Origin of the sequence: Enterobacter cloacae complex sp. ECL352, from assembly GCF_020149545.1 — a bacterium.
GTDB classification, from domain to species: Bacteria; Pseudomonadota; Gammaproteobacteria; order Enterobacterales; family Enterobacteriaceae; genus Enterobacter; species Enterobacter asburiae_B.
This window is the reverse complement of sequence record NZ_CP083709.1, coordinates 1,136,741-1,155,496: the sequence shown is the minus strand read 5'-3', so window position 1 is coordinate 1,155,496 and position 18,756 is coordinate 1,136,741. Positions and strand designations below refer to the sequence as shown.

Below are 18,756 nucleotides of genomic sequence, written 5' to 3'. Positions count from 1 at the left end.
TATGCTGCAAAACATTCGAATCGTGCTGGTCGAAACATCGCACACCGGCAACATGGGCTCCGTTGCCCGCGCTATGAAAACCATGGGCTTAACGAACCTGTGGCTGGTTAACCCGCTGGTCAAACCTGACTCGCAGGCTATCGCCCTGGCGGCCGGTGCCAGCGACGTGATCGGCAACGCTCAGATCGTCGATACCCTTGACGAAGCGCTGGCCGGCTGCAGCCTCGTTGTTGGCACCAGCGCGCGTTCACGCACGCTGCCGTGGCCGATGCTGGACCCGCGCGAATGCGGCCTGAAAAGCGTCTCAGAAGCGGAACAGGCTCCGGTTGCGCTGGTGTTTGGCCGCGAGCGCGTTGGCCTGACCAACGACGAGCTGCAGAAGTGCCATTATCACGTCGCCATCGCGGCTAACCCGGAATATAGCTCGCTGAACCTGGCGATGGCGGTGCAGGTTATCGCCTATGAGGTGCGTATGGCGTGGCTGGCGACGCAGGAGAAACAGGTAGAGCCTAAAGAAGAAACGGCCTACCCGCTGGTGGACGACCTTGAGCGCTTCTACGGTCACCTGGAGCAGACGCTGCTCTCAACCGGCTTTATTCGTGAAGGCCACCCGGGCCAGGTGATGAACAAGCTGCGCCGCATGTTTACCCGCGCGCGCCCGGAAAGCCAGGAGCTGAACATCCTGCGCGGGATTCTGGCGTCGATTGAGCAGAAGAATAAAGAGTAGTGTCGATTTCCCCTCTCCCCGTGGGAGAGGGCTGAGGTGAGGGCATCAGGCCGCACCGGGATTTTGAAGGCACGGAACGTTAAATACCTGACTAAAACAGTCAAGTAAATAGTTGACCATTTTAGTCAGGAATGTCAGACTTGGCCCTGCTATGCAATACCCCCATTTTACAATAAAAAACCCCGGGCAGGGGCGAGTTTGAGGTTAAGTAAGACATGAGACTGACATCTAAAGGGCGTTATGCCGTGACCGCGATGCTGGACGTTGCGCTCAACTCCGAAGCGGGCCCGGTTCCGTTGGCTGATATTTCTGAACGACAAGGGATCTCCCTCTCTTACCTGGAACAGCTGTTCTCCAGACTGCGTAAAAATGGACTGGTTTCCAGCGTTCGTGGCCCAGGCGGCGGTTATCTGCTGGGTAAAGACGCGGGCAGTATTGCAGTTGGTGAAGTGATTAGCGCAGTTGACGAATCCGTTGACGCGACCCGTTGCCAGGGTAAAGGCGGCTGCCAGGGCGGCGATAAATGCCTGACCCACGCGCTGTGGCGCGATCTGAGCGACCGTCTCACCGGCTTCCTGAACAACATCACCCTGGGTGAACTGGTCAATAACCAGGAAGTTCTGGATGTCTCTGGTCGTCAGCACGGTCAGGATTCCCAACGCAGCACCCGCGCGCAGGACGCTATCGACGTCAAACTGCGCGCGTAATAAAACGATAAAGATTTCAGAATCAGGCCGGGGCGGTCACGCCCCGCGTACTCGGTCGTACATCCAGCCGGTTGCCTGATTCCTTGCATTGAAGCGATGTACGGAGTTTAAAGAGCAATGAAATTACCGATTTATCTCGATTACTCCGCAACCACGCCGGTGGACCCGCGTGTTGCCGAGAAAATGATGCAGTGTCTGACCCTGGACGGAAACTTTGGTAACCCAGCTTCCCGTTCACACCGTTTTGGCTGGCATGCTGAAGAGGCGGTTGATATCGCCCGTAATCAGATTGCAGACCTGGTGGGTGCCGACCCGCGTGAGATTGTATTCACCTCCGGTGCGACCGAATCCGACAACCTGGCGATCAAAGGTGCAGCCAACTTTTATCAGAAAAAAGGCAAGCACATCATCACCAGCAAAACCGAACACAAAGCCGTGCTGGATACCTGCCGCCAGCTGGAGCGTGAAGGTTACGAAGTGACTTACCTGGCGCCACAGAGCAACGGGATCATCGACCTGAAAGAGCTCGAAGCGGCCATGCGTGATGACACCATTCTGGTTTCCATCATGCACGTCAACAACGAAATCGGCGTCGTTCAGGACATCGCGACCATCGGCGAAATGTGCCGCGCGCGCGGTATCATCTATCACGTTGACGCGACCCAGAGCGTGGGCAAACTGCCTATCGATCTGAGCCAGCTGAAAGTGGACCTGATGTCCTTCTCCGGCCACAAAATCTATGGCCCGAAAGGGATCGGCGCGCTGTACGTTCGTCGTAAACCGCGTATCCGCATCGAAGCACAGATGCACGGCGGCGGTCACGAGCGCGGCATGCGTTCCGGCACGCTGCCTGTTCACCAGATCGTGGGCATGGGCGAAGCGTACCGCATTGCAAAAGAAGAGATGGAAACCGAGATGGCGCGCCTGCGCACGCTGCGTAACCGTCTGTGGGACGGCGTGAAAGATATGGAAGAAGTGTATCTGAACGGCGATCTCGAGCAGGGCGCACCGAACATCCTTAACGTCAGCTTCAACTATGTTGAAGGCGAATCGCTGATCATGGCGCTGAAAGATCTGGCCGTTTCTTCCGGTTCTGCCTGTACGTCTGCAAGCCTGGAGCCATCCTACGTGCTGCGCGCGCTGGGCATGACCGACGAGCTGGCGCACAGCTCTATCCGTTTCTCTTTAGGTCGTTTCACTACCGAAGAAGAGATTGACTACACCATCAAGCTGGTTCGCAACTCCATCGGCCGTCTGCGCGACCTTTCTCCACTGTGGGAAATGTTCAAGCAGGGCGTGGATCTGAACAGCATTGAATGGTCACATCACTAATCGGTACATAAGGAGAATTCAATCATGGCATACAGCGAAAAAGTCATCGATCATTACGAAAACCCGCGCAACGTTGGCTCTTTTGACAACAGCGACGAATCTGTCGGTAGCGGCATGGTTGGCGCACCGGCGTGTGGCGACGTGATGAAGTTGCAGATTAAAGTCAACAATGAAGGTATCATTGAAGACGCGCGCTTCAAGACCTACGGCTGCGGTTCTGCTATCGCGTCCAGCTCCCTGGTTACCGAATGGGTGAAGGGCAAGTCTCTGGACGAAGCACAGGCAATCAAGAACACGGATATTGCTGAAGAACTCGAACTGCCACCGGTGAAAATTCACTGTTCAATTCTGGCAGAAGACGCGATCAAAGCCGCCATTGCGGATTACAAAAGCAAACGTGAAGCAAAATAATTGAGGTTTGAGTATGTCGATTACCCTTAGCGACAGCGCTGCCGCGCGAGTAAGCTCTTTTCTGGCGAACCGTGGTAAAGGCTTTGGCCTGCGACTGGGCGTACGTACCTCCGGCTGTTCTGGTATGGCTTACGTACTGGAGTTTGTTGACGAGCCGGCGTCTGACGACACCGTGTTTGAAGACAAGGGCGTGAAGGTGGTGGTCGATGGCAAAAGCCTGCAATTCCTCAACGGCACTCAGCTGGACTTCGTCAAAGAAGGCCTGAACGAAGGGTTCAAGTTCACGAACCCGAACGTCAAAGACGAGTGTGGTTGCGGCGAAAGCTTCCACGTTTAACCGCGTTCCGCTGTTATACCGATTAATTCGCGTTGCAGAAAGGCGGCAAGCGAGTGAATCCCCGGGAGCTTACTTAAGTAAGTGACTGGGGTGAACGAGCGCAGACAACGCATCTGCAGCGCGAAGTAAGAAGGTATAACCCCACCGTGGCTCTGCTGCGCGTGGGGTTTCTTCTAACAGGCTACCCCTGAGATTGTTATGGATTACTTCACTCTCTTCGGACTACCCGCTCAATACCCGATTGATCTCCAGGCGCTGACGATTCGTTTTCAGGATCTTCAGCGTCAGTATCACCCGGATAAATTCGCCAGTGGTACTCAGGCAGAACAGCTGGCCGCGGTATCGCACTCTGCGACCATCAACCAGGCCTGGCAGACGCTGCGCCATCCGCTGGCGCGTGCAGAATATCTGCTCTCGCTCCACGGTTTCGATCTGGCGAGCGAACAGCATACCGTACGCGACACCGCTTTTCTGATGGAACAGCTGGAGCTTCGCGAAGAGCTGGATGAGATTGAACAGGCCAAAGACGAAGCGCGTCTGGAAAGCTTCATCACGCGCGTGAAGGGCATGTTCGATACCCGCCATCAGCAGATGGTGGAGCAACTGAACAACGAGACCTGGGACGTGGCGGCAGACACTGTGCGCAAACTCCGTTTTCTCGATAAACTGCGAAGCAGTGCTGAACAACTCGAAGAAAAGCTGCTCGATTTTTAATTTCGGAAGCAATTATGGCCTTATTACAAATTAGTGAGCCTGGCTTAAGTGCCGCACCGCACCAGCGTCGTCTGGCGGTGGGTATCGATCTGGGCACCACCAATTCCCTCGTGGCGACCGTGCGCAGCGGCCAGGCGGAAACGCTGGCTGACGAGCAGGGCCGCCATCTGCTGCCTTCCGTGGTCCACTACCAGCAGCAGGGTCACGCGGTCGGCTATGACGCCCGCGCCAACGCCGCGCGCGATCCGGCCAACACCATCAGCTCCGTAAAGCGCATGATGGGCCGCTCGCTGGCCGATATTCAGACCCGCTATCCGCATCTGCCGTATCAGCTGCAGGCCAGTGAAAACGGCCTGCCGATGATTGCGACTGCGGCCGGTCTGCTGAACCCGATTCGCGTTTCCTCCGACATCCTCAAAGCGCTGGCGGCGCGCGCGACGGCAACGCTTGGCGGCGATCTGGACGGTGTAGTCATCACCGTTCCGGCCTATTTTGACGATGCACAGCGTCAGGGCACCAAAGACGCCGCGCGTCTGGCAGGCCTGCACGTGCTGCGCCTGCTGAACGAACCGACGGCGGCGGCGATTGCCTACGGCCTCGACTCCGGTCAGGAAGGGGTGATCGCGGTTTACGATCTCGGCGGCGGTACCTTTGATATCTCGATCCTGCGCTTAAGCCGCGGGGTATTTGAAGTGCTGGCGACCGGCGGGGATTCCGCGCTGGGCGGCGATGACTTCGATCATCTGCTGGCGGATTATATTCGCGAGCAGGCGGGCATCAGCGATCGCAGCGATGCGCGCGTGCAGCGTGAACTGCTGGATGCGGCCATCGACGCCAAAATCGCCCTGAGCGATGCGCAGACGGTTACCGTAAACGTTGCGGGCTGGCAGGGTGAGATCGCCCGCGACCAGTTCAGCGATCTGATTGCCCCGCTGGTGAAACGCACCCTGCTGGCCTGCCGTCGCGCACTGAAAGATGCGGGCGTTGAGGCGAACGAGGTGCTGGAAGTGGTCATGGTGGGCGGTTCGACTCGCGTGCCGCTGGTGCGCGAGCGCGTGGGCGAATTCTTTGGCCGCACGCCGCTGACCTCCATCGACCCGGACAAAGTGGTTGCCGTGGGCGCCGCAATCCAGGCCGATATTCTGGTCGGCAACAAGCCGGACAGCGAAATGCTGCTGCTCGACGTCATCCCGCTGTCGCTCGGGTTAGAAACCATGGGCGGCCTGGTGGAGAAAGTGATCCCGCGTAATACCACCATTCCGGTGGCGCGCGCGCAGGAGTTCACCACCTTCAAAGACGGCCAGACCGCGATGTCCATCCACGTAATGCAGGGCGAGCGCGAGCTGGTGCAGGACTGCCGCTCTCTGGCGCGTTTTGCGCTGCGCGGTATCCCGGCGCTACCTGCGGGCGGGGCGCATATTCGCGTCACCTTCCAGGTGGATGCGGACGGTCTGCTGAGCGTCACGGCGATGGAAAAATCGACCGGCGTGGAATCGTCCATTCAGGTGAAGCCGTCCTACGGCCTGACCGATGGCGAAATCGCCTCCATGATTCAGGACTCAATGAGCTACGCCGAACAGGATGTGAAGGCGCGTATGCTGGCTGAACAAAAAGTTGAAGCCGCCCGCGTGCTGGAGAGCCTGAACGGCGCGCTCGCTGCCGATGCCGCGCTGTTAAGCGCCGCTGAGCGCCAGGTGATTGACGACGCTGCCGCGCATTTAAGCGCAGTAGCAGAAGGCAATGACGCTGACGCAATAGAAGAAGCCATTAAAAACGTTGATAAACAAACCCAGGACTTTGCTGCTCGCCGCATGGACAAATCTGTCCGCGTCGCGCTGAAAGGCCAGTCCGTGGACGAGGTTTAATATGCCAAAGATTGTTATTTTGCCTCATGCGGACCTCTGTCCGGATGGCGCTGTTCTGGAAGCGAAGACCGGTGAAACCATTCTCGATGTTGCCCTGCGTGCAGGTATCGAAGTGGAACACGCCTGTGAAAAATCCTGTGCCTGCACCACCTGCCACTGCATCGTGCGTGAAGGTTTCGACTCTCTCGCCGAGAGCACCGAAGACGAAGACGACATGCTGGATAAAGCATGGGGTCTGGAGCCTGACAGCCGCCTGAGCTGCCAGGCCGCGGTGACCGATGAAGATCTGGTCGTGGAATTCCCACGCTACACTATCAACCACGCACGCGAGCATTGATATGGGACTGAAGTGGACAGACAGCCGTGAAATCGGCGAAGCGCTCTACGACGCGAACCCGAATCTCGATCCGAAGACCGTACGATTCACCGACATGCACCAGTGGATCTGCGATTTAGAGGATTTCGACGACGATCCAAACGCATCCAATGAAAAAATTCTGGAGGCGATTCTGTTAGTCTGGTTAGATGAAGCAGAATAAATAACATAACGGGCTGCCTTCAGGCGGCCCGTTTGCTAGTTGCTAATAAGGAAAAATAAAATGAACGAAGCGATGAAGATTACGCTCTCGAATCAGCCTGCTGACGCACGCTGGGGCGAGAAAGCCACCTACAGCATTAATAACGACGGCATTACCCTGCACCTGACGGGCAAAGATGATTTGGGCCTGATCCAGCGCGCCGCCCGCAAAATTGACGGCCTGGGCATTAAGCATGTGTCCCTGGAAGGCGAAGGCTGGGATACCGACCGCAGCTGGGCATTCTGGGCTGGCTACAAAGGGCCGAAAGGCACCCGCAAAATCGAGTGGGCTAACCTCGACGAAGCCGGTCAGAAAGAGCTGGAAAGCCGCCTGCAAATCATCGACTGGGTGCGCGACACCATCAACGCCCCGGCGGAAGAGCTCGGTCCTGAGCAGCTGGCGCAGCGCGCGGTTGACCTGCTGTGCGGCGTGGCGGGCGAGAAAATGTCCTACCGCATCACCAAAGGTGAAGACCTGCGCGAGCAGAACTACATGGGCATCCACACCGTGGGCCGTGGTTCTGAGCGTCCTCCGGTCCTGCTGGCGCTGGATTACAACCCAACCGGCGATAAAGCGGCGCCGGTCTTTGCCTGCCTGGTGGGTAAAGGCATCACCTTCGATACCGGCGGCTACAGCCTGAAGCAGAGCGCGTTCATGGACTCCATGAAGTCCGACATGGGCGGCGCGGCAACCATCACCGGCGCGCTGGCGTTCGCCATTACCCGCGGTCTGAACAAGCGCGTGAAGCTGTATCTGTGCTGCGCGGACAACATGGTGAGCGGTAACGCCTTCAAGCTGGGCGACATCATTCGCTACCGCAACGGCAAAAACGTCGAAGTGATGAACACCGACGCCGAAGGCCGTCTGGTGCTGGCCGATGGTCTGATCGACGCGTCTGCCCAGAAGCCAGAGCTGATTATCGACATGGCGACCCTGACCGGCGCGGCAAAAACCGCCCTGGGTAACGACTACCACGCGCTGTTCAGCTTTGACGACAAGCTGGCTGCTCGCCTGCTGGAAAGCGCCGCTGCGGAAAACGAGCCGTTCTGGCGTCTGCCGCTGGCCGAGTTCCACCGCAGCCAGCTGCCGTCCAACTTTGCCGAGCTGAACAACACCGCGAGCGCGGCGTACCCTGCGGGTGCAAGCACGGCGGCAGGCTTCCTGTCCCACTTCGTTGAGAACTACCACGAAGGCTGGCTGCACATCGACTGTTCCGCAACGTACCGTAAAGCGGCGGTTGAGCAGTGGTCCGCTGGCGCGACCGGTCTGGGCGTGCGTACCGTGGCGAACCTGCTGACGGCTGAGTAATCTTTATTGCCCTCACCCTAACCCTCTCCCAAGGGGAGAGGGGATGGTTTGCTCCCTCTCCCTTGAGGGAGAGGGCTGGGGTGAGGGGAAATGCATCATCTGGAATTGTTATGTCCGAAACCAAAAACGAATTAGAAACCCTGCTGGAGCAGGCGGCGACCGAGCCCGCCCACCGTCCGGCATTTTTCCGCACGCTGCTGGAATCCACCGTCTGGGTGCCGGGCACCGCGGCGGAAGGTGAGCAGGTTGTCGAAGACAGCGCGCTGGATCTGCTGCACTGGGAGAAAGACGACGGCACGTCGGTGATCCCGTTCTTCACCTCGCTGGAAGCCCTGCAGGAAGCGGTAGAAGACGAACAGGCGTTCGTAGTGATGCCGGTGCGTACCCTGTTCGAAATGACGCTGGGCCAGACGCTGTTCCTTAACGCGAAGCTGCCGACCGGGAAAGAGTTTACCCCGCGTGAAATCAGCCATCTGATAGGTGAAGAAGGCAACCCGCTCAGCACCCAGGAAGTGCTGGAAGGGGGCGAAACGCTGCTGTTGTCTGAAGTAGCCGAGCCGCCCGCGCAGATGATTGATTCCCTGACGACGCTGTTCAAAACCCTGAAACCGGTTAGACGCGCGTTTCTCTGCTCCATTAAAGAGCGTGCGGACGAGCATCCGGTTCTGCTGATTGGTATTGAGGCGGACGGCGATATCGACGATATCATTCAGGCCGCGGGAAGCGTGGCGACCGACACGCTGCCGGGCGATGAGCCGATTGATATCTGCCAGGTGAAGAACGGCGAGAAGGGCATCAGCCACTTTATTACCGAGCACATCACCCCGTTCTACGAGCGTCGCTGGGGCGGCTTCCTGCGCGATCTCAAAACCAACCGCATCATCTGATTACGGCGGGGTGAATATCACCCCGTTGCTTCCAGCAGCAGTAAATCCATCAGCAGCACCAGATTCGACTCAAACGACGTCACCCCCGCGGCTTCGGCGGCGAAGTGTACCGCTTCGTCATAGAGGGCAAAATGCACGTCCGCCATCCCCGCCAGCGTATTGGCCGAGGCGCGGGTAAACGCGACAATCGTCATACCGACGTTTTTGGCAATCCGCGCTTTATCCAGCACCTGCTCCGTTTCGCCGCTGCGCGAGACGGCAATAAACACCTGATAGCGTGAGGCGTTGCTGAGGAAAATATTCCGGCTGTCCCCCGGCCCGGAGATAAACGCCGTTTTGCCCAGCACCTGCAGCTTCTTGGTCAGGTACTCCGCAAACAGATAGGAAAACCCGGCCCCGTAGAGAAAGAAGCTCTCTTTCTGGCGCAGCAGGTCGGCAAACTGCTGGCGCTTTTCCTGCGTGACCCACTGGAAGGTGTGCTGATAGTTGGCGATAAACTGATTAAACAGCGCCGGGAGTTCAGGAAGCGACTGCCCCTGGGCGGCAATATGCGGCGTGTCGGAGAGCAGCTGCTTGCAGTGCCAGATAAACTCGCTAAAGCCGCTGAACCCCAGCTTCTGACACAGCCGCATGATGGTGGCTGTAGAAACAAACGTCGCCTGCGCCAGCTCGCGTACCGTGATGTTGCCCACCAGCAGCGGGTGCTCCGTGAGGTGGGCGAGGACGCGATACTCCGCGCGGGTCAGCGATGTCCCGCGCGTTAACAGCGTGGCCAGGCGGTTATCCATTATTTCGCGGGTTCAACCGGCAGATCGTCCCGCGCACCCCATTCGCTCCAGGCGCCGTCGTAGAGCGTGACGTCGTTCGCGCCGAGCGTGGCGAGCGCCAGGATCACCACGCAGGCCGTTACGCCGGAGCCGCAGCTGGCAATAATCGGACGATGTAAATCCACGCCAGCACGGTCAAAAATGGCCCGCAGCTCGTCGGTGGTTTTCAGCTCGCCCTCAAACACCAGCTCGCCCCACGGCACGTTCAGCGCCCCCGGAATATGTCCGCGCTTCAGCCCCGGACGCGGTTCATCCGCTTCGGCATTGAAGCGCGGTGCAGGACGAGCATCGACGATTTGCGCCGTTTTTTCATGACTCACGACCAGCACGTCGGTCAGGCGTTTCACCATGTGCGCGTCGAACGTGGCGTCGAACTCGCCTTCCGGCAGCGTCACGTCACCCTGCTGGAGCGGCAGCTCGTCGCGCTTCCAGCCCGCCAGCCCGCCCGCCAGAATAGAGACTTTTTCCACGCCGAAGTTCTTCAGCATCCACCACGCGCGCGGTGCGGAGAAGAGGTTACCTTCATCATAAACAACGAGGTGTTTGTCTTTACTGACGCCCAGCTCGCGCATCGCCACAGAAAACGCTTCCGGGCGCGGCAGCATGTGCGGCAGGGGAGAGTTGCGATCGGAGAGGGCTTCGATATCAAAAAATACCGCGCCAGGCAGATGTCCGGCACGGTATTCCGCGACCATATCGCGAAGGTGTTCCTGCCCGGCCGGGGCCATACGCGCGTCAATAATCTGAACTTCCGGATCGTCACCGTGCTCAATCAGCCAGTCGGCGGCGACAAAATATGAGGTGGACATGGGTTGCCTCCATTCTTTTCCGTAAAAAAGGATTGTCGGTGTTTTTTCTGACACCGACAAGCAAACCACGTTCAACTCGCGAGCAAGCCCCTATTTTTTCACCGTTTCGCCGTCCTGCCAGGCTTTTTGCAGCGCAGGCCAGTAGTCGCGGTTGGCCTCGATCATCTCATCCAGAATCGCTTTCGCGTGTTCCATGGTCGGCACGGTGCGGTTGAGGGTAAACGCCTGCAGAGCTTTCTCATAGCTGCCCTCGATGGTGGCCTCTACCAGCAGCTGTTCAGAGGCGAGCTGCTGTTGCAAAAGGGTCTGATGGAACAGCGGCACCTGACCGACGCGAATCGGTTCCGGGCCTTCGGAGGTGATATAAGCGGGCACCTCCACCACGGCATCGTAAGGCAGGTTGGTAATCGCCCCGCGGTTTTCCACCATCACCAGATGGCGGCTCCGCAGGTTAAAGGCCAGCGAGCAGGCGACATCGACGATAAACTCGCCGTGGACGCCTACGTGGAAAGCGTCCGGCAGGATCCCGGTGCGCTTGTATTCTTCGGCAGCGGCGAACAGCTTTTTCTCGCGCCCGTCCATCACTTCATTGGCGCGGGTATAGTCCGGGTTCTGATGCTCCACGATCTGGTTCGGCATCAGGTAGTACTGCAGATACGGGTTCGGCAGATACTCCGGGAAGTTGTCCATGATCGGCTTAATGTTGCGCCAGGTTTTGACCCATGATGGATCGGAATGCTGCGGATCGGTTTTAGCCGCATCTTCCGTCAGCAGGCCAAACTTCGCGATATGTTTACGCAGTTCGGGAAGCTTGTCTTCGCCGTCCACCAGCACGCGGGTAAACCAGCCGAAGTGGTTCAGGCCGAAGTAGTCCACCTCCAGCCTGCGGCGATCGACACCCAGAATCGCCCCCATATTGCGCATCGCGGCGACAGGCATATCGCAGATGTTCAGCACCCGCGCATTTGGCCGCAGCCGCCGCACGCCCTCCGCGACGATCGCCGCCGGGTTGGAGTAGTTCACGATCCAGGCTTTTTCGCGCGCGTAGCGATCGACCAGATCGATAAGCTCCACCATCGGCAGGATCGTGCGCAGTCCGTAGGCCAGGCCACCGGGCCCGCACGTTTCCTGGCCGACCACGCCGTGGCGCAGCGGGATCTTCTCATCCTGCTCGCGCATCTTGTACTGGCCGACGCGCATCTGGGCGAAGACGAAATGCGCGCCGCTGAACGCCACTTCCGGATCACCGGTGACGGTAAATTTGATGCTCTGACTGTGGTCGCGAATGACCTTCTCGACGACGGGCGCAATGGTGTTCTGGCGCGCCTCGTCGATGTCATAAAGGCGGATTTCGGCTAGCGGGAAATCCTGCAGGCGCACCATCAGGCTTTTTACAATGCCCGGCGTGTAGGTACTGCCGCCGCCGGCAATCGACAGAATGAATGGGGGTGTAAACATCTTTAGCTCCTTTCAGAGAAACGTCTCAACGGCTTCTCGCATTTTTTTGACGTGCAGCCCGTAGACCACCTGAACGTTGTTACCTTGTTTGATAATCCCTTTCGCGCCGGTCGCCTTGAGCCGCGGCTCGTCGATAATGGCGACGTCCTTCACCGTGACGCGTAAGCGGGTGTAGCAGTTGTCCACCACCTCAATATTTTCCCGGCCGCCCAGACCCGTCACGATGGATTCGCCCAGCCCGTCGTTATTGCCCTTCGCCTGGTACTCCTGCTTGCTGTAGAGGCGTGTCTCCCGATCGTCATCCTCACGGCCCGGCGTTTTCATGTTGAAGCGCAGGATCAGGAAGCGGAACACCACGAAGTAGAGGGCGAACATGATCAGCCCGACCACGATGTACATCGGCCAGTTGGACTTCTCCGTGCCGAGCGGCAGGTTGTAGAGGATGAAGTCGATAATTCCGTTGGCGCCGATGGCGTGAACGCCCAGCAGCGAGAACAGCATCATGCCGATGCCGGTCAGCACCGCGTGCACCACGAAGAGCAGCGGAGCGACGAACAGGAAGGAGAACTCAATCGGCTCGGTTACGCCGACCAGCAGCGAGGTCAGCGCCGCCGGGATCAGAATGGCTTTCGCAATGGCTTTACGCTCCGGCTTTGCGGTCATATACATCGCCAGGGCTGCGGCAGGCAGGCCGAACATCTTGCTGATGCCGCGCGCGTCCCACACCACGGTGCTGCTGAGCTGCTTCACGTCCGGGCAGGCCATCTCGGCGAAATAGATATTGCGTGCGCCCTGATAGGTTGCGCCGCACACCTCCTGCGTGCCGCCCAGCTCGGTATAGAGGAACGGGGTATAAACCAGATGGTGCAGGCCGGTGGGGACCAGAATACGTTCCAGGAAACCGTAGATTGCCACGCCAAACGGCCCGGAGCCTTTGATGGCCAGCGCCAGGGCGCTAATGCCGTGCTGGGCATACGGCCACAGTTCACTCATCACCACGCCGAGCAGCATGGAGACGGGAAGCATGACGATGGCGACAAAACAGTGGCCGGAGTAAATCGCCATCGCGCCGTTAAACTGTACGCTGGAGTATTTGTTGTACAGATATCCGGAGAGCGCCCCGGTCAGGATCCCGGCAAAAACGCCCATCTCCAGCACCTGCACGCCCAGTAACATGGTCTGCCCGGCCGCTTTCATCTGGGCCGCTGGCGCCAGCGCGCCCTGCAGCTGTAGCGTGACGTTCATGGCGTTGATGAACACGACGAAGGTCACCAGACCAATCAGCGCGGCATAGCCTTTATCACGCGTTGCCAGACCAATCGGGATCCCGACGGCAAACACCAGCGCCAGGTTGACCAGCACCGACACGGCAGATTTCGCGATAAGCTGACCAAGGTGCTGAATCAGCGGATGGCCCAGAAACGGCAGGTATTCAGCGAGATTACCGTTACCCAGCACGTTACCAAAGGCGATAAACAGACCGACGATCGGTAAAATAAGTACCGGTCCGTACAATGATTTTCCGAAATTTTGTAGGGCGTTCACGGCTCGTTTCATGGCTTTCTCTCTTTTTGAACCGCGCACTCGGGGTGCGTCATGGTCATAAAACTAGCAGCCTTCGGGCGAGCTTAGCCAGCTATCTTCTTGTTTTAAAAACAAATGACTTGAAAGGTAACATGTGACGTTATGTGCTGTGATCGCGGTTCCATCACGGCGTAGCGGCGTGATGCCGTTCTGCGAGACGCTTTCCAGATTTTAAAATTGGCCTTTTTGAATTAATGAAACTTGCGGATAATACTTATCCGGACGACGACCAACAGGCTCCATGGGCCAGGGACAAAGGATGAAACCGTTTCGCTTAGCCGCGCTCTCTCTTGCGCTGCTCACCACGTTTACGCTTGTCGGCTGTGATAACAGCGACGATAAAACTCAGGCTGCGGCTCCCGCGGCATCCACCGCATCCACACCGAAAGCTGCAGAAAAGCCCAATGCTGAAACGCTGGCTAAACTGGCTGCCCAGACTCAGGGAAAAGCGCTGACGCTGCTGGATACCTCTGAAGTTCAGCTCGACGGTGCCGCCACGCTGGTGCTGACCTTTTCTGTTCCGCTGAATCCCGATCAGGATTTCGCCAAAACGGTGCATGTCGTGGACAAGAAAAGCGGCAAGGTTGACGGGGCGTGGGAACTTGCGCCTAACCTGAAAGAACTTCGCCTGCGTCATCTGGAGCCTAACCGCAACCTGGTCGTCACCGTTGAACGTGACCTGCAGGCGCTGAACAAGGCGACGTTCGGCATTGATTATGAAAAAGCCCTGACTACCCGGGACATTGAACCCACCGTTGGTTTTGCCAGCCGCGGCTCGCTGCTGCCGGGCAAAGTGGTGGAAGGTCTGCCGGTGATGGCGCTCAACGTCAACAATGTTGATGTCAACTTTTACCGCGTGAAGCCGGAATCGCTGGCCTCCCTTGTCAGCCAGTGGGAGTACCGTAACTCGCTGACCAACTGGGAATCCGATAACCTGCTGAAGATGGCGGAGCTGGTTTACACCGGTCGATTCGATCTTAATCCGGCGCGCAACACGCGCGAAAAATTGCTGTTGCCCCTGAAGGATATTAAACCGCTCCAGCAGTCTGGCGTTTATATCGCGGTCATGAACCAGGCTGGGCACTATAACTACAGCAATGCCGCAACGCTCTTTACCCTAAGCGATATTGGCCTGTCCGCTCACCGTTACCATAACCGCCTGGATATCTTCACTCAGAGTCTGGAAAACGGTGCGGCGCAGTCCGGCGTGGCCGTCACGCTGCTGAACGATAAAGGCCAGACTCTCGCCGAGGCGAAGAGCGATGCCGACGGTCATGCGAAGCTTGAAACGGACAAAGAAGCCGCGCTGATTCTGGCGAGCAAAGACGGCCAGACCACGCTGCTTGACCTCAAGCTTCCGGCGCTGGATCTGGCGGAGTTCGATATTGCCGGTAGCCCCGGCTACAGCAAGCAATTCTTTATGTTTGGCCCGCGCGATCTCTATCGTCCGGGTGAAACGGTGATCCTCAACGGCTTACTGCGCGACAGTGACGGTAAGCCGCTTCCCGATCAGCCCGTGAAGCTTGACGTGCTGCGCCCGGATGGACAGGTCGCGCGTACGATTGTCGTCAAGCCAGAGAACGGGCTCTATCGCTTTAACTATCCGCTGGACAGCGGAGCGCAGACCGGTATGTGGCATATCCGCGCCAACACGGGCGATAACCTGCAGCGCCTGTGGGACTTCCACGTCGAAGACTTCATGCCCGAGCGTATGGCGCTCAACCTGAGCGGACAAAAAACGCCGGTTTCACCGCAGGATAACGTGGACTTTAACGTGGTGGGCTATTACCTGTATGGCGCACCGGCCAACGGTAATTCTCTGCAGGGCCAGCTTTTCCTGCGTCCGCTGCGTGACGCGGTGGCTGCGCTGCCGGGCTTCCAGTTTGGCGATATCGCTGAGGAGAACCTGAGCCGCAGTCTGGATGAAGTTCAGCTTACGCTGGATGAGCAGGGGCGTGGGCAGGTAACCACCGAAAGCCAGTGGAAAGAGGTGCATTCTCCTCTGCAGCTGATTCTGCAGGCCAGCCTGCTGGAGTCCGGCGGCCGTCCGGTGACGCGTCGCGCTGAGCAGGCCATCTGGCCAGCGGCTGAGCTGCCGGGTATCCGCCCTCAGTTCGCCAGTAAAGCCGTTTACGACTACCGCACCGATACCACCGTCAACCAACCGATTGTTGACGAGAACGGCAACGCCAGCTTCGACATCGTTTATGCCGATGCCAGCGGAGCGAAAAAGGCGGTTTCCGGTTTACAGGTACGCCTGATCCGTGAGCGCCGCGACTACTTCTGGAACTGGTCTGAGAGCGAAGGCTGGCAGTCTCAGTTCGATCAGAAAGATCTGGTTGAAGGCGAGCAGGAGCTGACTCTCAAGGCCGACGAGACGGGTAAAGTCACCTTCCCGGTGGAGTGGGGCTCATACCGTCTGGAGGTTAAAGCGCCTGATGAGATGGTCAGCAGCGTGCGCTTCTGGGCAGGCTACAGCTGGCAGGATAACAGCGACGGCACCGGGGCTGCACGTCCTGACCGCGTGACGCTGAAACTGGATAAGCCAGCCTATCAGCCAGGCGATACCATTAACCTGCACATTGCAGCGCCGGCAGCAGGTAAGGGCTATGCGATGATCGAGTCCAGCGAAGGGCCGCTGTGGTGGAAAGAGATCGACGTACCGGCAAACGGGCTTGATCTCGCTATCCCGGTCGACAAAGCCTGGAAACGTCACGATCTCTACCTGAGTACGCTGGTGGTTCGTCCTGGGGATAAATCGAAATCCGCCACGCCGAAACGCGCGGTCGGCCTGCTGCATCTGCCGATGGGCGATGAAAATCGTCGTCTGAACATTGCGCTCGATAACCCGCAGAAAATGCGTCCAAACCAGACGCTCTCTGTGAAGGTGAAAGCCAGCGTGAAAGAGGGTGCGGTTCCGCAGAAAGTGAACGTACTGGTCTCGGCGGTTGACAGCGGCGTGCTGAACATCACCGATTACGTTACGCCCGATCCGTGGCAGGCTTTCTTCGGTCAGAAACGCTACGGCGCGGATATCTACGATATCTACGGCCAGGTCATCGAAGGGCAGGGCCGCCTGGCCGCGCTGCGCTTTGGTGGTGACGGTGATGAGCTGAAGCGCGGCGGTAAGCCGCCGGTGAACCACGTCACCATTATTGCCCAGCAGGCACAGCCGGTTACGCTGGATGCCAACGGAGAAGGCACGATTACGCTGCCGATTGGTGATTTCAACGGCGAGCTGCGTCTGATGGCGCAGGCCTGGACGGAAGACGATTTCGGCAGCAGCGAAAGCAAGGTTGTGGTGGCTGCGCCGGTCATTACCGAGCTTAACACGCCGCGCTTCCTGGCAAGCGGGGACACCTCACGGCTGACGCTGGACCTCACCAACCTGACGGACAAGCCGCAAACGCTGAATGTCGCCCTGACCGCGACAGGAAAACTGTCGCTGGAAGGCTCGCAGCCGCAGCCGGTTCAGTTGTCTCCTGGCGCGCGCAGTACCCTGTTTATTCCGGTGCGAGCGCTGGACGGTTATGGTGATGGTGAGGTGACAGCACAGGTTACGGGCCTGCAACTTCCGGGCGAGACTTTCGCACCGCAGCAGAAGAGCTGGAAAATCGGCGTGCGGCCGGCATTCCCGGCGCAGACGGTGAATACCGGTGCCATGCTGAACCCCGGTGAGTCCTGGACCGCACCGGCGCAGCATAGTAACGGTTTCTCTCCTGCTACCCTGCAGGGACAACTGCTGCTGAGCGGCAAACCACCGCTTAACCTGGCGCGCTATATTCGCGAGCTGCAGGCGTATCCGTATGGCTGCCTGGAACAGACCACCAGTGGCCTGTTCCCGTCGCTCTACACCAACGCGGCGCAGCTGACTGCACTTGGCATCAAGGGCGACACCGATGACAAGCGCCGTGCAGCGATTGATATTGGCATCTCCCGTCTGCTGCAGATGCAGCGTGAAGACGGTGGTTTTGCGCTGTGGGATAAAAACGGTCCGGAAGAGTACTGGCTGACGGCCTACGTGACCGACTTTCTGGTGCGCGCGGGCGAGCAGGGTTACAGCGTACCCGTCGATGCGGTGAATAACGCCAATAACCGCCTGCTGCGCTACCTGCAGGATCCGGGCATGATGTCCATTCGCTACAGCGACGATACTCAGGCCAGCAAGTTTGCCGTGCAGGCCTATGCCGCGCTGGTGCTGGCACGTCAGCAAAAAGCGCCGCTGGGCGCGCTGCGTGAAATCTGGGATCGCCACGGGCAGGCGGCTTCCGGGCTGCCGCTGATGCAGCTGGGCATGGCGCTCAAACTGATGGGCGATGCGCCGCGCAGCCAGCAGGCGCTGGATCTGGCGCTCAAAACCCCGCGCAACGACAGCAAAAACTGGATGGCCGATTACGGCAGCCAGCTTCGCGATAACGCGCTGATGCTCTCTCTTCTGGAGGAGTACAAGCTGCTGCCGGATGCGCAAAATACGCTGCTGAATGCTCTGTCTGAACAGGCCTTCAGCCAGCGCTGGCTGTCAACGCAGGAGAGCAATGCGCTGTTCCTGGCCGGACGCTCGCTGCAAACCCTGTCTGGTACGTGGCAGGCGAAAACTTCGCTGTCTGAGGCCGCATCAGGCGGCGATAAGTCACTGGTGCAAAACGTGAGCGGCGACCAGCTTGGCGCGCTGCAGGTGACTAACACCGGTACAGCGCCGCTGTGGGTACGCCTGGACAGCATCGGTTATCCGGAATATGCCCCTCAGCCGAGCTCGAACGTGCTGCAGGTTGAACGTCATATCCTGGCAACCGACGGCAGCAGTAAATCGCTCTCCTCGCTGAAGAGCGGTGAGCTGGTGCTGGTGTGGCTGGACGTTAAAGCCAGCCAGAACGTGCCGGATGCGCTGGTGGTGGATCTGCTCCCTGCGGGTCTGGAGCTCGAAAACCAGAACCTGGCGAGCAGCAGCGCCAGCCTGCAGGACAGCGGCAGTGAGGTTCAGAACCTGCTCAGCCAGATGCAGCAGGCGGATATTCAGCATATGGAGTTCCGCGACGACCGCTTTGTGGCTGCCGTGCCGGTAAACGAAGGTCAGCCGGTCACGCTGGTTTATCTGGCCCGCGCCGTGACGCCGGGAACCTATCAGGTGCCGGTCCCGATGGTGGAGTCTATGTACGTTCCGCAGTGGCGGGCAACGGGGGCGGCCAGCGGCCCGCTGATTGTTGTTCCGTAA

General features: G+C 58.7%; 16 protein-coding genes. 12 read left to right on the top strand and 4 right to left on the bottom strand.

Annotated elements, in window-relative coordinates; all coding sequences use genetic code 11:
• Position 1 precedes the first annotated feature (1 nt).
• The 11 genes from trmJ to sseB all read left to right on the top strand — a co-directional run bounded on the left by trmJ (position 2) and on the right by sseB (position 8,866).
• Positions 2-727 carry a tRNA (cytosine(32)/uridine(32)-2'-O)-methyltransferase TrmJ gene (gene trmJ / locus LBF07_RS05530; protein WP_033146224.1) on the top strand — a complete coding sequence of 242 codons (726 nt, stop codon included), beginning with the start codon at positions 2-4 and terminating at the stop codon, positions 725-727.
• 215 nt (positions 728-942) lie between these two features.
• Positions 943-1,434, top strand: coding sequence for a Fe-S cluster assembly transcriptional regulator IscR (gene iscR, locus LBF07_RS05525; RefSeq protein ID WP_023308826.1), 492 nt, complete (start codon positions 943-945; stop codon positions 1,432-1,434).
• A 117-nt stretch (positions 1,435-1,551) separates the two neighbouring features.
• Positions 1,552-2,766 carry a cysteine desulfurase gene (gene iscS, locus LBF07_RS05520; protein ID WP_008502157.1) on the top strand — a complete coding sequence of 405 codons (1,215 nt, stop codon included), beginning with the start codon at positions 1,552-1,554 and terminating at the stop codon, positions 2,764-2,766.
• A gap of 24 nt (positions 2,767-2,790) precedes the next feature.
• The gene (gene iscU / locus LBF07_RS05515) at positions 2,791-3,177 is read left to right on the top strand and encodes a Fe-S cluster assembly scaffold IscU (protein ID WP_003860661.1); all 387 of its coding nucleotides are present in this window, start codon (positions 2,791-2,793) and stop codon (positions 3,175-3,177) included.
• 13 nt (positions 3,178-3,190) lie between these two features.
• A complete protein-coding gene (iscA, locus tag LBF07_RS05510) occupies positions 3,191-3,514 on the top strand; it encodes an iron-sulfur cluster assembly protein IscA (protein WP_003860659.1) in 324 nt (107 codons plus the stop codon).
• A 198-nt stretch (positions 3,515-3,712) separates the two neighbouring features.
• Positions 3,713-4,228: a co-chaperone HscB gene (gene hscB, locus LBF07_RS05505; RefSeq protein WP_024908642.1), complete on the top strand. Its 516-nt coding sequence runs from the start codon at positions 3,713-3,715 to the stop codon at positions 4,226-4,228.
• A gap of 14 nt (positions 4,229-4,242) precedes the next feature.
• Entirely contained in the window at positions 4,243-6,093 is a 1,851-nt protein-coding gene (gene hscA, locus LBF07_RS05500) for a Fe-S protein assembly chaperone HscA (protein ID WP_033146222.1), read from the top strand.
• Between the two features lies 1 nt (position 6,094).
• Positions 6,095-6,430 carry an ISC system 2Fe-2S type ferredoxin gene (gene fdx, locus LBF07_RS05495; RefSeq protein ID WP_003860652.1) on the top strand — a complete coding sequence of 112 codons (336 nt, stop codon included), beginning with the start codon at positions 6,095-6,097 and terminating at the stop codon, positions 6,428-6,430.
• 1 nt (position 6,431) lies between these two features.
• On the top strand, positions 6,432-6,632 hold the full coding sequence (gene iscX / locus LBF07_RS05490) for a Fe-S cluster assembly protein IscX (protein WP_094934611.1): 201 nt from the start codon (positions 6,432-6,434) through the stop codon (positions 6,630-6,632).
• 60 nt (positions 6,633-6,692) lie between these two features.
• Positions 6,693-7,979: an aminopeptidase PepB gene (pepB, locus tag LBF07_RS05485; RefSeq protein ID WP_094934610.1), complete on the top strand. Its 1,287-nt coding sequence runs from the start codon at positions 6,693-6,695 to the stop codon at positions 7,977-7,979.
• A gap of 110 nt (positions 7,980-8,089) precedes the next feature.
• A complete protein-coding gene (sseB, locus tag LBF07_RS05480; protein WP_023333036.1) occupies positions 8,090-8,866 on the top strand; it encodes an enhanced serine sensitivity protein SseB in 777 nt (258 codons plus the stop codon).
• A gap of 17 nt (positions 8,867-8,883) precedes the next feature.
• On the opposite strand, the gene LBF07_RS05475 is transcribed toward sseB, so the two are convergent.
• The 4 genes from LBF07_RS05475 to LBF07_RS05460 form a co-directional block, all read right to left on the bottom strand.
• Positions 8,884-9,654 carry a MurR/RpiR family transcriptional regulator gene (locus LBF07_RS05475; RefSeq protein WP_094934609.1) on the bottom strand — a complete coding sequence of 257 codons (771 nt, stop codon included), beginning with the start codon at positions 9,652-9,654 and terminating at the stop codon, positions 8,884-8,886.
• On the bottom strand, positions 9,654-10,502 hold the full coding sequence (gene sseA / locus LBF07_RS05470) for a 3-mercaptopyruvate sulfurtransferase (protein ID WP_094934608.1): 849 nt from the start codon (positions 10,500-10,502) through the stop codon (positions 9,654-9,656). The genes LBF07_RS05475 and sseA overlap by 1 nt, the downstream gene beginning before the upstream one ends.
• 90 nt (positions 10,503-10,592) lie before the next feature.
• The gene (locus tag LBF07_RS05465) at positions 10,593-11,960 is read right to left on the bottom strand and encodes a 6-phospho-alpha-glucosidase (RefSeq protein WP_094934607.1); all 1,368 of its coding nucleotides are present in this window, start codon (positions 11,958-11,960) and stop codon (positions 10,593-10,595) included.
• 12 nt (positions 11,961-11,972) lie between these two features.
• On the bottom strand, positions 11,973-13,517 hold the full coding sequence (locus LBF07_RS05460; RefSeq protein ID WP_094934606.1) for a PTS transporter subunit EIIC: 1,545 nt from the start codon (positions 13,515-13,517) through the stop codon (positions 11,973-11,975).
• A 286-nt stretch (positions 13,518-13,803) separates the two neighbouring features.
• Between LBF07_RS05460 and LBF07_RS05455 the strand changes: the two genes are divergently transcribed.
• Positions 13,804-18,756 carry an alpha-2-macroglobulin gene (locus LBF07_RS05455; RefSeq protein ID WP_094934605.1) on the top strand — a complete coding sequence of 1,651 codons (4,953 nt, stop codon included), beginning with the start codon at positions 13,804-13,806 and terminating at the stop codon, positions 18,754-18,756.